At 42.1% G+C, this 13566-nt stretch carries 16 protein-coding genes; 14 read left to right on the top strand and 2 right to left on the bottom strand.

Features of this window, described 5'->3' with window-relative positions; all coding sequences use genetic code 11:
• Positions 1 to 477 precede the first annotated feature (477 nt).
• From DPQ25_RS07180 to guaA, 3 genes are all read left to right on the top strand, one after another.
• Complete coding sequence (locus DPQ25_RS07180) at positions 478 to 1062, top strand: hydrolase (protein WP_112332489.1); 585 nt, start codon at positions 478 to 480, stop codon at positions 1060 to 1062.
• A 148-nt stretch (positions 1063 to 1210) separates the two neighbouring features.
• Positions 1211 to 1852, top strand: coding sequence for a phosphoribosyltransferase (locus tag DPQ25_RS07175; protein WP_112332488.1), 642 nt, complete (start codon positions 1211 to 1213; stop codon positions 1850 to 1852).
• A gap of 451 nt (positions 1853 to 2303) precedes the next feature.
• Positions 2304 to 3602 carry a glutamine-hydrolyzing GMP synthase gene (gene guaA / locus DPQ25_RS07170; protein ID WP_112332487.1) on the top strand — a complete coding sequence of 433 codons (1299 nt, stop codon included), beginning with the start codon at positions 2304 to 2306 and terminating at the stop codon, positions 3600 to 3602.
• A gap of 173 nt (positions 3603 to 3775) precedes the next feature.
• Here the strand turns inward: guaA and DPQ25_RS07165 are convergent, their stop codons facing one another.
• Positions 3776 to 4267, bottom strand: a complete 492-nt coding sequence (locus DPQ25_RS07165; RefSeq protein ID WP_112332486.1) for a hypothetical protein — start codon at positions 4265 to 4267, stop codon at positions 3776 to 3778.
• Positions 4268 to 4286: 19 nt separating this feature from the next.
• Entirely contained in the window at positions 4287 to 4811 is a 525-nt protein-coding gene (locus tag DPQ25_RS07160; protein ID WP_112332485.1) for a helix-turn-helix domain-containing protein, read from the bottom strand.
• A gap of 291 nt (positions 4812 to 5102) precedes the next feature.
• Here DPQ25_RS07160 and DPQ25_RS07155 point away from each other — a divergent pair, with 291 nt between their 5' ends.
• From DPQ25_RS07155 to DPQ25_RS07110, 11 genes are all read left to right on the top strand, one after another.
• A complete protein-coding gene (locus tag DPQ25_RS07155) occupies positions 5103 to 5300 on the top strand; it encodes a DNA-binding protein (RefSeq protein WP_112332484.1) in 198 nt (65 codons plus the stop codon).
• A 3-nt stretch (positions 5301 to 5303) separates the two neighbouring features.
• A complete protein-coding gene (locus DPQ25_RS07150) occupies positions 5304 to 6377 on the top strand; it encodes a site-specific integrase (protein ID WP_112332483.1) in 1074 nt (357 codons plus the stop codon).
• 1 nt (position 6378) lies between these two features.
• Positions 6379 to 6732 carry a plasmid mobilization protein gene (locus DPQ25_RS07145; protein WP_112332482.1) on the top strand — a complete coding sequence of 118 codons (354 nt, stop codon included), beginning with the start codon at positions 6379 to 6381 and terminating at the stop codon, positions 6730 to 6732.
• Positions 6701 to 6847: a hypothetical protein gene (locus DPQ25_RS14650; protein WP_177576913.1), complete on the top strand. Its 147-nt coding sequence runs from the start codon at positions 6701 to 6703 to the stop codon at positions 6845 to 6847. The genes DPQ25_RS07145 and DPQ25_RS14650 overlap by 32 nt, the downstream gene beginning before the upstream one ends.
• Positions 6840 to 7802 carry an AAA family ATPase gene (locus DPQ25_RS07140; protein WP_112332481.1) on the top strand — a complete coding sequence of 321 codons (963 nt, stop codon included), beginning with the start codon at positions 6840 to 6842 and terminating at the stop codon, positions 7800 to 7802. Before DPQ25_RS14650 ends, DPQ25_RS07140 begins: the two co-directional genes overlap by 8 nt.
• Positions 7803 to 8061: 259 nt before the next feature.
• Complete coding sequence (locus tag DPQ25_RS07135; RefSeq protein WP_207657298.1) at positions 8062 to 9240, top strand: plasmid recombination protein; 1179 nt, start codon at positions 8062 to 8064, stop codon at positions 9238 to 9240.
• 9 nt (positions 9241 to 9249) lie between these two features.
• A complete protein-coding gene (locus DPQ25_RS07130) occupies positions 9250 to 9627 on the top strand; it encodes a TnpV protein (protein WP_112332480.1) in 378 nt (125 codons plus the stop codon).
• A 140-nt stretch (positions 9628 to 9767) separates the two neighbouring features.
• Positions 9768 to 9980: a helix-turn-helix domain-containing protein gene (locus tag DPQ25_RS07125; RefSeq protein ID WP_112332479.1), complete on the top strand. Its 213-nt coding sequence runs from the start codon at positions 9768 to 9770 to the stop codon at positions 9978 to 9980.
• Positions 9967 to 11508: an Eco57I restriction-modification methylase domain-containing protein gene (locus DPQ25_RS07120; protein WP_112332478.1), complete on the top strand. Its 1542-nt coding sequence runs from the start codon at positions 9967 to 9969 to the stop codon at positions 11506 to 11508. The genes DPQ25_RS07125 and DPQ25_RS07120 overlap by 14 nt, the downstream gene beginning before the upstream one ends.
• Positions 11453 to 12373, top strand: coding sequence for a BsuBI/PstI family type II restriction endonuclease (locus DPQ25_RS07115; protein WP_112332477.1), 921 nt, complete (start codon positions 11453 to 11455; stop codon positions 12371 to 12373). The genes DPQ25_RS07120 and DPQ25_RS07115 overlap by 56 nt, the downstream gene beginning before the upstream one ends.
• Before the next feature lie 18 nt (positions 12374 to 12391).
• On the top strand, positions 12392 to 13324 hold the full coding sequence (locus DPQ25_RS07110) for a DUF4268 domain-containing protein (RefSeq protein ID WP_112332476.1): 933 nt from the start codon (positions 12392 to 12394) through the stop codon (positions 13322 to 13324).
• The last annotated feature ends 242 nt before the right edge of the window (positions 13325 to 13566 follow it).

Below are 13566 nucleotides of genomic sequence, written 5' to 3'. Positions count from 1 at the left end.
GGGCCCAGCGTAAAAAAGGCCGGCTTCCGAGGCGGAAAAAGGAAAGGAGGGCCTTGAAATGCTGGGAGCAGATACAAACCAGCGGGATTTTTCGATGAGATCTAAACAATAATTTAACATGGCAATTCCCCAAAAGCTTGTCGTTAGTTTTCAGTGGCAGCTGTAAAATAGAGGTGGCTTGCAGCATTGTTTGGGCATCGCAAATTACCTGCATTTTAGCATAGAAGCTTGGGAAAAGCAATATTTTGATAAAAGGATCTTTCTATTTCCAAAACGTTTAATTGCCTGGATTTTTATGTTATAATCATAAATATATTTCTGGCCTGCGCCAGAGAAACCCTTTGGCGGTTTTATGCGCGGGGGTTCCGTCAGCATATGACTGGCGCCCTTGCCAAAGACCGGGAGCTTATAGCTATAGGAAGCTGCGGCTGGGGACCGCGGCCTTTTGGCAGTTAACGATACGGAAAGGAATAGAATATGGGGTACAAAGAAGAGTTTATTCAAATCTATCAGGATAAGGTGACACGCGAGGGAAGCCAGCAATTTTTAGAGTGGCTCCAGAAAACAGATTTCTTTACGGCGCCCGCCAGCTCAAAATACCACTGCGCTTGTTTAGGCGGCTTGGTTCAACACAGCGTAAAGGTTTACCAAGTCATGATGGAAAAGCACTTTGTACAGGGAGCCGACTCGGAAGAAAGCTTTGCCATCTGCGGGCTGCTGCATGATGTTTGCAAGGCACAGTTTTATAAGGAAAGCTTTCGCAATGTAAAAAATGAACAAACCGGCAGCTGGGAGCGCAAGCCCTTTTACCAAATAGAAGATTTGTTTCCATATGGACATGGCGAGAAATCTGTTTTTTTGATTGAACGTTTTTTGCGGCTGAAGACCAGTGAGGCGATGGCAATCCGTTGGCATATGGGCGGTTTTGACGATGCGGCCAGGGGAGGCAGCTTTGCAATCAGCCAGGCGTACGAAAAATATCCTATTGCGGTGAAGCTGCACCTAGCGGATTTAGAAAGTACATACCTGCGTGAGCAAGGTACCTCCGAGGTTCGTAAGTAATTGTGTTTGCTGCGGCAGCCCTGTTTGGGGTTGCCGTATTTTTATATATTGAAAAACTACCTATAAAATAATATTTTTGTTGTATTTTTTAATCAAAACAGATATAATAAACCTAAGGCTAAGTAAAAAAGTTAAGGGTGGGGAGATTATGGAAAGCAGATCGATTAGAATTAAAAGCAGAAAGAACAAAAACATCTCAATTAAAGTAATTCCGGGCCACTTTGCAACCAACCATTCCCACATTAATTACTACATTGACATGACCGGCATTAAGTACCATATGAAAGCTGCCTTGGAGGCCGGGGAGGCGCTTGCCGAAAAATATGCGACTAACACACTGATTGACACCATTATCTGCATGGATGGCTGCGAAATTATCGGGGGCTTTCTTGCACAGGCGCTCAACCGCTCTGCGGTGATGGGGATGAGCGGCAACAACGATATTTGTGTGGTAACGCCGGAATTTAACGCAAATGGTCAGGTTATTTTCAGAGATAATATCCAGCCGATGGTGTGGAATAAAAATGTGTTGCTGCTGGTGGCATCGGCCACAACGGGGAAGACCATCAACAGAAGCCTGGAATGCATTAAATATTACGGCGGCAATATTGTGGCAATTTCTGCCCTGTTTAGCGCGATCGAGGAAAAGCAGGGGGTGCGTGTCGATGCGATTTTTACTGCGGAGGACATCCCAAATTATCACACCTATTCGTTTGAAGACTGTCCGGATTGCCGGGAAAAGCATAAGATCGACGCGATTGTCAACAGCTACGGCTATTCAAAGCTATAAGTTGTGAGTCCCGGAGCAGAGCTGCGGAAAATTGTATGAAGAAAAAGTGTACAGGGGAGCACGCCGAGAGCGTGCCTTCCCTATTTTGCATATCGTAAGAGCCGTTCCCACGCTTTTTAGTGCTTTATTAAGGTGTTAATGAAGCTATGATTGCTGAAGATGAGCTCAGCGTGTCAGAGGCTATAGCGGATGTTTTGACATTTCATCATTATATAGCGGGCGCTGTTTGATGGGGCAGAGGCCTTCTTTTATAACCACGAAGAGCGCTTATGGTGGTATTATTTCGGATATTATGCTGCCGGGAATAAATGGACTTGAAGTATGGCTCATCACCGCCGGCGTTATCTGCTTGGCGAGCAAAATCTTTGTAGATTGGAATTGTAAGCAGGCATACCCTATGCTATAATAATAAAAAAGTTACGGCTATGCCAGAATAAGGGGATGTAAAAATATGAAGCAAGATATGCTGGTGGTGCTGGATTTGGGAAGCAACCGCAACACGGATGTAGCCCGGGCAATCCGCGCACTGGGGGTATACAGCGAAATTTGCAACTATGATGTGACGGTGGAAGAGCTGCGCAATATGCCTAATGTCAAGGGAGTTGTGGCGAACGGCGGCCCCAACGACGTGGTCGAGGGAAAGAAAATTGGTTTAAGCTCCGAGCTTAAAGACAGTGGGCTTCCCATTTATACCTTTGACTATGCCGGGGGCGGCGTGGTAAATACCATGCCGGAGGCGGATGAAGAGATCCAGCGGGCATTAAAATCCTTTGTGTTTGACACCTGCAAGGCACGCCCCAATTGGAATATGGAAAATTTTATCGCCGATCAGGTGGAGTTAGTGCGCAGACAGGTGGGCAATAGAAAGGTATTGCTGGCACTTTCCGGCGGTGTAGACAGCTCTGTTGTCGCCGCCCTGCTGCTCAAGGCAATTGGCAGCCAGCTGACTTGTGTTCATGTCAATCACGGCTTGTTGCGTAAGGGTGAGCCCGAGCAGGTGGTCCAGGTTTTTCAGGATGAACTGAAGGCTAATTTGGTCTATGTGGATGCGGCGGACCGTTTCCTGGATAAGCTAGCCGGTGTTGCAGATCCGGAAAAGAAAAGAAAGATTATCGGCGCGGAGTTTATCCGCGTATTTGAAGAAGAGGCCCGCAAGCTGGAGGGGATTGACTTTTTGGCGCAGGGAACCATCTATCCGGATATTGTGGAAAGCGGTACAAAGACAGCGAAGATGGTTAAGAGCCACCATAATGTCGGCGGTCTGCCGGAGGACCTGAAGTTTGAGCTGGTAGAGCCGCTGAAAATGCTGTTTAAGGATGAGGTGCGCGCCTGCGGCCTGGCTCTGGGCCTGCCTGACAGCATGGTTTACCGCCAGCCCTTCCCCGGCCCCGGGCTGGGGGTTCGCTGCCTGGGAGCGATCACGCGGGACCGCCTGGAGGCTGTCCGGGAATCGGATGCCATTTTGCGGGATGAGTTCGCTAGGGCTGGATTACAGGGGAAAGTGTGGCAATATTTCACGATTATCCCGGACTTTAAATCGGTTGGGGTTCGCGATAATGCCCGCTGCTTTGACTGGCCGGTTATTATTCGTGCCGTCAACACGGTGGATGCGATGCGTGCAACCGTTGAGCAGCTGGAGTGGCCGTTGCTGCTGAAGATAACGGACCGTATTCTCAGGGAGGTTCCCCACGTGAACCGCGTATGCTATGACCTGTCGCCTAAGCCGACGGCTACCATAGAGTGGGAATGATTTCACACCCGTGAAAAAGCCCGTGAATAAAGGCTTTTCGCCGTTTGAAAGCCCTCTGTGGCAACAAAATGGCAACATTATTTGAATTATTGTAAAAGTAAAGAGCTAACTGATTTTTTGATAAGTCAGTTAGCTCTTTTTGTATGCTGTAAAATTTTAATTCACCGATTATATTAGTCTTCTTTGTTAGAATTTTCAACCCAGCTATACTTTTCACTTTTATAAAGGTTATAGAATTCATCTCTGTCATTAAAATGATGTCCAAACAAATTTGGGCGAACTTCATCTCTTACAGAGAAAATCAACTCTTTTGGTGCGTTGTTATCAACCAGAGATATCATAGATAGAGCGTATCCAGCATATAAGCCCTCCATATATCCATCCTGATGCATATTGTCAATCAAAAGATTATCAGGCAATCCCGCATACCCTTTGGGAAGAAGACCTTTTTCTTCAAGTGTGGAAGACCAAAGAGAAACAATTTTCTCTTTATCCTTTTTGCTAAAAAGTTTTTCAAAGTCAATGTCTTGGACTTTTCCCTCTAGATACTTGAATAAACGCTCAAGAAGAAGATTGCAAATGCCTAATGCTTCTTGATTAACTTTACTTTTTACGCCATCAGAAATACCTTCACCCAGTCGGACTTTGCTTTCCTTTTCTGACATTATCATTTCCCCCTATCATTTATTTCAGCTTATCTTTATATGTTTCAAGAAGTGTATCGCTGAGTGCTTGCGACGGCACTTTCACATAACCGGAATTTTCATCATATTTCGGATAGTTATAACGCCACTTGTCATAGTCCTCACGGCTGATGTCGCCATTGCGATATTTTTCAGCCTGTTCTGCCCACGCATTTAGCATTTCGGAAAGCTCGGCAGCGTCTTTTCCCTTGCGAGGGTCAACACGCATAGAAACGCCGTTCTCCCCTTTTTCAATTGTCAGACCGTAGCGATCCTCTAATGTAAACAGCGTGTGCATTAAACCAAGATAGCTGTCAATGTCGGGGACAGACAGAGCCAGCGGAGAAACTCCAAGCACGCTGGCAAGACTTTCTGTCAAATCAGCTTTCGGCGTTCTTGAGCCGGATTCATACTGTGCCATACGAATATCCGCTGTCTTTTCGGGAAAGCCGACTACCGTTCCTAAATACTTTTGTGTCATTCCCCGCAGATTGCGGAAGAAACGAATTCTTTCACCGATTGCCATAGCAATTACGCTCCTTGTTTATGTATTGTGCAATCAGTATAACATATATATTTAAGTATCGTCAAGATAGCAATAGCAAAAAAGCTTAATATTTTCTTAAAAACCACTTGACTTTACGGAATTTGTTTAGTATAATAGTTAAGCAAATAGCGTTAAGTTATTGCTTGACAACAGAATAACCGTCATATGTCACGGTAATGGCATATCCGCTCGGGCAAATCGGAATGCGGTCAGAAAGTTCTCCGACACTAAATAAACGAATTATCAAAAACAAATAAAGGGGGGGATGAAATGGAAAGTACGAGCTTTATGAGAGTTGATGAGGTGGCTCAGGAATTGGGTATCTCAAAATCATACGCTTACAAAATCGTTCAGAAATTAAATGCCGAGTTAAAAGAAAAAGGGGTTATGACAATTTCGGGGCGAGTGAATAAGCGATATTTTATGGAACGCACCTGCTACGGTGCAACTAAGAAAGAGAGGGATTAAACAATGGCAGTATATAAAGAAGAAAAAACAAACACTTGGCGAGTGCTTTACCGTTACACCGATTGGAACGGAGAGCGAAAACAAACGCAGAAGCGTGGATTTAAAACCAAGCGTGAAGCACAGGCTTGGGAGCGTGAGCAGCTTAACAAGTTGGGCGGTGACTTGGATATGAGTTTCAAGAGCTTTGTCGAGCATTACACCGCAGATATGCAGAGCCGCATTAAGGAAAACACTTGGGCAACGAAGGAGCATATTATTCAGACAAAACTCATTCCCTATTTCGGGAAGCTGAAGATGTGCAACATCACCGCACAGCAAATTATCACATGGCAAAACGAACTTATCAATCATAAAGACGAGAACGGAAAGCAGTATTCGCCTGTATATCTGAAAACCATTCACAATCAGCTATCAGCGATATTCAATCACGCTGTCAGGTATTACAACCTAAAAGAAAATCCCTGCAAGAAGTCAGGCAGTATGGGCAAAAAGAAAAACCGTGAAATGCTCTTTTGGACGAAAGAAGAATATATGAAATTTGCAGATGTGATGATGGATAAACCGATGTCTTTCTATGCGTTTGAAATGCTCTATTGGTGCGGTATCCGTGAGGGAGAGTTGTTGGCTCTTACGCCTGCGGATTTTGATTTTGAAAAGCGGACGGTGATGATCAACAAATCGTTTCAACACCTGAATGGCAGGGATATTATCACCACGCCGAAAACAGAAAAGAGCAACCGCACCATTCAGATGCCCAAATTCCTCTGCGATGAAATGCAGGACTATTTGAAAATACTTTATGATGTGGGGCTGGAGGACAGAATGTTTCCTGTTACCAAAAGCTATCTGCACCGAGAAATGGATAGAGGCTCAAAAGTTTCAGGTGTAAAACGAATTAGAATACACGACATTCGACACAGCCATGTCAGTCACTTAATTGATTTAGGCTTCTCGGCAACTGCTATTGCCGATCGTGTGGGACACGAGAGTATAGATATCACCTATAACTACGCTCATCTGTTTCCGTCAAAGCAGGCTGAAATGGCGGACAAGTTAGATATGGAAAGAGGCGAATAAAATGTCGGCAAAGAATGTGGACAGACATAACCGTTTTAGGAATATTACAGTCGGGTTTCGAGTATCGCCCGAAGAAAATGAACAAATCAATACAGCTGTCAGACTTTCAGGACTTCCAAAACAGGAATACTGTTACCGCCGCTGTCTTAACCGTGATGTAGTGGTGCAGGGCAATCCAAGAGTATATAAGGCGCTCCGCAATGAACTTACCGCTGTTTTGGACGAACTGAAACGCATTGAGGCGGGCAATGGTGTTGATGAGGAATTGCTCAATAACATCGAACTTATCACAGAGATTTTATATGGATTAAAGGGGGAAGCGAATGAACAGACAAAAAGAAATGACCACCTGTAAATCATCTGTTGGCGCAGATGAAAGGCAGTCACTCAATGTATCTGCTAATAATATAACCGCATATCGCTCAAAAATCAACAGTTTTGTTTTGAAAGGCGGTGGTATGAATGGCTGAACTGAAAATTATCAGTATGGACGAAGTTCAAAGCAAACAAGTGAACTGGCTTTGGTATCCGTATATTCCATACGGGAAAATCACAATTATTCAGGGTGATCCCGGCGAGGGGAAAACGACTTTAGCATTAAGACTGGCGGCACTTCTCTCAAAAGGAGAAGCGCTGCCCTATGAAGATACCGAGCGTGAGCCGGTCAGAGTGATTTACCAAACCGCCGAAGACGGGCTGGAGGATACCATTAAGCCGAGGTTAGAGGCGGCAGAAGCGGATTGCTCGCAAATCAAAGTCATAGACGAATCAGAAGCCGCACTTAGTATGCTTGATGAACGCATCGAAAAAGCAATCATAGAGGTCGGCGCAAGAGTGGTAATTCTTGATCCGATTCAGGCGTATGTCGGTGCGAATATCAATATGAACAACGCTAACGAGGTGCGCAGCGTGATGGCACAGCTTGGAAAGATTGCAGAAAAATATGACTGTGCAGTTTTGCTTGTGGGGCATATGAATAAAGGCAGCGGAAATAAATCTTCCTATCGTGGACTCGGCTCCATTGACTTTCAGGCTTCGGCACGAAGTGTTTTGATTGTCGGAAGAATTAAAGATAATCCGCAGATACGAGTGATGGTGCAGGACAAGTCCTCCCTTGCTCCTGAGGGCGAGCCGATTGCTTTTGAGTTGGACAAGGAAAACGGATTTCGATGGCTCGGACATTATGACATTTCGGTTGACGATCTATTAAGTGGTATTCCAAAAGAAAAGAAATCTGAGCAGGCGGAAAATCTTATCCTTGAATATCTTTCAAAGGGCAAATATCCGCAGAAGGAGCTGGTAAAGAAAGCACAGGCGATGGGAATCTCAAAGCGTGTGCTGGATGAAGCAAAGAAAGCACTGAATGTCCGTTCACGCAAAGAGGGCAGTCAATGGTATTGGGATCTTCCCGAAGAAATAGAGTGAGCAGCCTTTTAAGGTTGCAACATTGCAAAGGCAAGCACATCTGCAATCTTGCAATGTTCCTTTTTCGGGAAGTGATAAAGTTTGGTGGAGAGCGCAGAGAGCACCTTTTCAAAGGTGTTCTTTGCCCCTCGGAGAGCGCAAAACCTGCTTGCAGGTTGCATTTTTGATAGGCTTGCCTGTCAAAAGTGCTTTTGCGTTACTCTTGACAAGAGTAACAGAACCGAGAAAGGAGAAATTTTAGAGGTTGGAGGTATATAAAATGCAGAGAACGATAAGCGCAATGGTGGGTGACGGCTCAGTCAATCACAACAGCCGCAAGTTTAAAGCGGCAAATGTTGACCCTACACGCACTCACCTCAATATAGATTATTGCAATGAAAATATCAAGAAAGTCTATCACGAATTGTTTGATGAAGCACTGAAAAGGCACAATGATAAGCAGACAAGAGCAGACCGAAAAATCAAAAACTATTATGATAAAATCTGCAATTCTAAGCAGGAAAAATCGTTCCACGAAATCATTTTGCAGATAGGAAATAAAGACGATATGGGTGCGGAAAGTGAGAACGGACAACTTGCAAAACAGGTCTTAGATGAATATTATAGAGGCTTTCAGGAAAGAAATCCACAGTTAAAAGTATTCTCAGCCCATCTACACATGGACGAAGCAACGCCGCATATTCACATTGATTTTGTTCCGTTCACTACTGGTAGCAAGCGTGGATTAGATACCCGTGTATCACTCAAACAGGCATTAGCGATACAGGGATTCAAGGGCGGCACTCGTGAAAATACAGAGTGGAATCAATGGATACAATCCGAAAAAGAACAGCTTGCCGCCGTGATGGAACGCTATGGAATAGAGTGGGAACACAAGGACACACACGAAAAACACCTCTCTGTTCTCGATTACAAAAAGCAGGAACGAGCCGCAGAGGTTGAAAAATTAGGTGCTGAAATCGAGCAGAAACAAGCTGAATTTAAGGTGTTGTCCGAACGAATACACAACTATGATGAGGGTATAAACGATCTGACAGAACTGACAAATTCACTTGATAATTCACCCGAATATCAGTTGCCTGAGCCGCAAGGCTTAATGTCGGCAAAGGCATACAGAAGTAAAATTGTCGAGCCTTTTGTAAAGAGATTAAAGGCGCTTATCAAGACGGTGCTTGTCAGATGCTTTGAGGGATGGGACAATTATTATAGACTCAACATTACTAACGGAAATCTGTACCATGAAAACGAGAAACTCATTAAAGTTAATGAAAAACTAACAGACGAAAATGAAAATCTGCGTTCAGAAAACAAGGATTACAAGCTGCTACGCAAGGTATTCGGCAGTAAGCAAATTGACAGTTTACTGGAACAGGCACGAGAAAAACAGCAGTATAAACAGCGTGATACACGCTTTGGAAATTCAAAATATGAAAGGTAGAAACAGACTATGGCAAAAACAATTTTTGAAGAAATGGGCGGCACTTATGTACGGCAAGGGGATTATTTTATACCCTGCCTTACTCTACCAGCCGAAAAGGAAAACAAGCCAATCGGCGTATGGGGACAGCGGCACAAACGCTACTTGCAAGAGCATAAAAGAGCAACCTATACTACTCTGCTCACAAGCGGCAAGCTGAATAGCTATCTTGCCAACATTGACGAACAAGCAGAAGAATTATTTTCTCGGATGGTAAAACAGATAGCAGAGCGTGAGGGCGTGACAGAACAGTTAAAAGCAGGAAATCAACTTGAATGGGTGCAGAAAATGAACAGCATTCGCAATAGGGCAGTAAAGATTGTAAATACAGAGTTGATTTATATGTAAAGAATATGGCAGGATAGCAAATGCTATCCTGCCACCTATTCATTAGGTCGGAAGTTTTTCTCACGAATATGTGAGTACAACTTGATTTTTCGTTTAGTTAATGTTATACTGTAGGTAACCCTAATGAACGGAGTGCCGAAATGACTGTTAGCTATGATAAACTGTGGAAGTTGCTTATAGATAAGAAGATGAATCGAACCGACTTGAAAAACACGGCAGGAGTGAGCTTTAATGTTCTTGCCAAAATGAGCCGTAATGAATTTGTATCGTTAGAAAGTTTATGTAAAATTTGTACTGTCTTAGCTTGTGATATTGGAGATATAATGGAGTTTACTGAAAATGAAACTGCTTGATTTTGCTATTCAGACAACAAATAAATATATTGATGAAATGCCGAAGTCTCAAAGAAAAAAGTACGGTCAGTTTTTTACGAGTAAAGAAACTGCTGTATTTATGGCTGAATTATTTGATGTGCCTGAGAACAAAACACGACTGCAAATTCTTGACGCTGGTGCCGGTTCGGGTATTTTATCGATTGCACTGATTGAGAGGCTGCAAGAAATCCCTCAGTTACAATATGTCCACTTAGTCTGCTATGAAAACGATTCTAAAATTATTGAATTGTTAAGGACAAATCTACAATGGGTTAGGCAGCATACTACACTAACATTTGATTACGAGATTCGGGAAGACAACTATATTCTAAGCCAAATGATTGAATATAATGAAATGATTTGTGCGGATCCGAATCCGTTGAAATATGATATGGTAATCGGAAATCCGCCATATATGAAAATAGCAAAAGACGCTCCAGAGGCTAAAGCAATGCCAGATATATGCTATGGTGCACCCAATCTATATTTTCTATTTGCGGCAATGGGAATGTTTAATTTAATCCCAAACGGCGAGTTAGTATATATCATTCCTCGTTCTTGGACATCAGGAGCTTATTTTAAAAGATTTCGTCAAAAGTTTTTGAACGATGGTGTCTTAGAGCATATTCACTTGTTTGTTAGCCGTGATAAAGTGTTTGAAAATGAGAGCGTGTTGCAGGAAACGATTATTATTAAAATGAGAAAGTCTACTGCAACTCCTGCGAGTATAACCATTACAACAACACAGAGTAATAGGGATTTTTCCAATAAAACGAATTTTGAAGCACCATATACTACAGTTGTTTCAGGCGAAGATACCTATGTTTATTTAGTTACAAATGAGCAAGAGGTAGAGACACTTGGGCTACTTAATAGATGGACAAATACATTGCCGAGTATTGGGTTGAAAATGAAAACGGGCTTAACCGTCGATTTTAGAAACAGAGAAGTTTTACGTGATACAGCCGAAGAACAGGCGGTTCCTCTTTTCTATTCACAACATATCCAAGATGGGAAAGTCATATTTCCTATTGGCAAAGAACATGAATATATCGTTACAGATCAGTTAGGGTTGCTACAGCCAAATGTAAATTACCTGTTTGTAAAGAGATTTACTGCCAAAGAAGAACATAGGCGTCTGCAGTGTGGTGTGTATTTAGCAAGAAAATATCCCGATTATTCGAAAATCAGTACACAAAATAAAATCAACTTTATTTGCGGCTTAAAAGAATTGTCGGAATGTGTTGTTTATGGGTTATTTGTATTATTTAATTCCACCCTGTACGACAGTTATTACAGGATACTAAACGGCTCTACACAGGTCAATTCTACAGAAATCAATTCTATGCCTGTTCCGCCTTTGGAGAGTATAGAACTGTTAGGCAAAGAATTGATAAAATTGCGGGATATGACCGAAATAGGCTGTGATAAAATTTTAAGGAGTTTCATTTATGAACAAAGTCGAGGAAGCAAAAGAAATACTGAAAGAATTGCAAGTGCCAGTTAAACAACAGGCGGATTTGTGCTGTTTTGTTCTATTGGCTATGGCAGATATAAAGGAACAAGATGAATGGTCGAATGCTACGAATAGCTGGATTCGTATTCACGATGTTATCGCATATACAAAAGAGAATTATGGCGTTACATATGCAGAGAACAGCCGAGAGACTTTCCGAAAACAGGCTATGCACCATTTTAGAAACGCTGCGTTTATTGAGGACAACGGAAAAGCAACCAACAGTCCTAACTATCGCTATCGTTTAACAGATGAAATGCTTTCTCTTATTCGTAGCTATGGAACAGCATATTGGGAATCAGAAAAGCAAAGGTTTCTGCAATCTCACGAGACACTGATTGATCTCTATGCGTCTAAGCGTACAATGAGAAAAATGCCTGTTCGGATTAACGGTGAGGACTTTACTTTTTCACCCGGCAAGCACAATGAACTGCAAAAGGCGATTATTGAAGAATTTGCCCCTCGCTTTGCGCCAAATTCCGAGTGCCTTTATGTTGGTGACACTACAGAAAAGGACTTGGTAAAGAATATAGCAAAGTTGCAAGAACTCGGATTTGCAATTACGCTTCACGATAAAATGCCTGATGTTGTCCTCTACTCTGAAGAAAAGAATTGGTTATACTTTATCGAATCTGTTACTTCTGTTGGACCGATGGAGCCTAAACGGATAAAAGAAATTGAAGAAATGACCGCAGGCGTTACAGCAGGGAGAATTTATGTTACTGCGTTTCTTGATTTCAAGACTTTCAAAAAGTTTTCTGAAACACTTGCTTGGGAAACAGAGGTTTGGATTGCGGATATGCCCGACCATATGATTCATTTGAATGGGGACAAGTTTTTGGGTCCGAGAAAATAGTAAGGGAGTATCATACTCATGGAAAATATCGGACGATTAACAGAAGTGGATGTAAGAGAGTTATGGTTGCATGAACAATATGATTTTTCTAATTGGTTAGCGAAAGAAAGCAATCTTAACTACCTTAATGATATTTTAGGTTTGACTTTAATTGATGTTGATAAAGAAGTTTATGTAGGATCGTATCGTTGCGATTTAGTTGCTAAAGACGAGACAACAAATACAACCGTAATTATAGAAAATCAACTTGAAAATACAAATCACGATCATTTAGGTAAGATAATTACTTATGCGTCTGGATTAGGAGCCAAAGTAATAGTCTGGATTGTTAAAAATGCCAAAGAGGAACATCGTGCGGCTATAGAGTGGCTTAATAATAATACAGTTGACGACATAAACTTCTTTTTAATTGAAATTCACGCTTATAAAATTGGAAGTTCCAACCCTGCACCGAAGTTTGAAATAATTGAACAACCTAATGGGTTTGTAAAAAGAGGTAATAAAGCAAAATCCTCAAACGACGAATTAGATAAACGCCAGTCAGAAATTTTAATGTTTTGGGAACAGTTTAATCAAGTTGTTGTGAACAGGGGAAAACCTTTCAATATCCGAAAAGCAACAACTGACCATTGGTATGATATTGCGGTAGGTTCAAGCGAAGCTCACATTGCGATTAATCTCGTCAACAAAGATGGTATGATTGTTGTAGAACTTTATATAAGCAATAATAAAGATTTGTTTGACCATCTTTATAAATGTAAAGATGATATTGAATCCAAACTTGATATAGACCTTATTTGGGATAGATTAGATAACAAGAAAGCTTCAAGAATCAAACATTATATTCATGATTTAAACTTTGATGACCATTCAAATTATGATGTTTTGATGAATCAAGCAATAGATGTTGCAGTAAGAATGCGAGATGTATTTAAAGAATACTTTTTATAATCTCATTCGTACTATACCGAAATCGTGGCAACACAATGGCAACAAAAAATCGGACAGCCTATGCTTTACCGATAATACAAATAATGTAGATATGCTCTGCTAAATCTCATAAACAAACTTGTTTAGAATGAATTTATCAGGAGCGAGTGGGAGTGAGCAACAACCCCCGGAAACCCGTATAAACACAGGGTTCCCGGGGGTTACTATTTAGTGGGCGCATTTTGAGCGTCTGTGATATTGGA

Origin of the sequence: Hydrogeniiclostridium mannosilyticum (assembly GCF_003268275.1) — a bacterium.
GTDB lineage: Bacteria > Bacillota > Clostridia > Oscillospirales > Acutalibacteraceae > Hydrogeniiclostridium > Hydrogeniiclostridium mannosilyticum.
The sequence above is the reverse complement of the archived record's forward strand: the minus strand, read 5'-3'. Positions and strand labels throughout refer to the sequence as shown.

What these genes read in the sequence shown, in the direction of transcription:
- DPQ25_RS07115 (WP_112332477.1), top strand. Translation starts at nt 11,453, where the DNA reads ATGAACAAAGTCGAGGAAGCAAAAGAAATACTGAAAGAATTGCAAGTG.
- DPQ25_RS07130 (WP_112332480.1), top strand. Translation starts at nt 9,250, where the DNA reads ATGGCAAAAACAATTTTTGAAGAAATGGGCGGCACTTATGTACGGCAA.
- DPQ25_RS07140 (WP_112332481.1), top strand. Translation starts at nt 6,840, where the DNA reads ATGGCTGAACTGAAAATTATCAGTATGGACGAAGTTCAAAGCAAACAA.
- DPQ25_RS07180 (WP_112332489.1), top strand. Translation starts at nt 478, where the DNA reads ATGGGGTACAAAGAAGAGTTTATTCAAATCTATCAGGATAAGGTGACA.
- DPQ25_RS07175 (WP_112332488.1), top strand. Translation starts at nt 1,211, where the DNA reads ATGGAAAGCAGATCGATTAGAATTAAAAGCAGAAAGAACAAAAACATC.
- DPQ25_RS14650 (WP_177576913.1), top strand. Translation starts at nt 6,701, where the DNA reads ATGAACAGACAAAAAGAAATGACCACCTGTAAATCATCTGTTGGCGCA.
- DPQ25_RS07135 (WP_207657298.1), top strand. Translation starts at nt 8,062, where the DNA reads ATGCAGAGAACGATAAGCGCAATGGTGGGTGACGGCTCAGTCAATCAC.
- DPQ25_RS07125 (WP_112332479.1), top strand. Translation starts at nt 9,768, where the DNA reads ATGACTGTTAGCTATGATAAACTGTGGAAGTTGCTTATAGATAAGAAG.
- guaA (WP_112332487.1), top strand. Translation starts at nt 2,304, where the DNA reads ATGAAGCAAGATATGCTGGTGGTGCTGGATTTGGGAAGCAACCGCAAC.
- DPQ25_RS07145 (WP_112332482.1), top strand. Translation starts at nt 6,379, where the DNA reads ATGTCGGCAAAGAATGTGGACAGACATAACCGTTTTAGGAATATTACA.
- DPQ25_RS07165 (WP_112332486.1), bottom strand. Translation starts at nt 4,267, where the DNA reads ATGTCAGAAAAGGAAAGCAAAGTCCGACTGGGTGAAGGTATTTCTGAT.
- DPQ25_RS07110 (WP_112332476.1), top strand. Translation starts at nt 12,392, where the DNA reads ATGGAAAATATCGGACGATTAACAGAAGTGGATGTAAGAGAGTTATGG.
- DPQ25_RS07160 (WP_112332485.1), bottom strand. Translation starts at nt 4,811, where the DNA reads ATGGCAATCGGTGAAAGAATTCGTTTCTTCCGCAATCTGCGGGGAATG.
- DPQ25_RS07120 (WP_112332478.1), top strand. Translation starts at nt 9,967, where the DNA reads ATGAAACTGCTTGATTTTGCTATTCAGACAACAAATAAATATATTGAT.
- DPQ25_RS07155 (WP_112332484.1), top strand. Translation starts at nt 5,103, where the DNA reads ATGGAAAGTACGAGCTTTATGAGAGTTGATGAGGTGGCTCAGGAATTG.
- DPQ25_RS07150 (WP_112332483.1), top strand. Translation starts at nt 5,304, where the DNA reads ATGGCAGTATATAAAGAAGAAAAAACAAACACTTGGCGAGTGCTTTAC.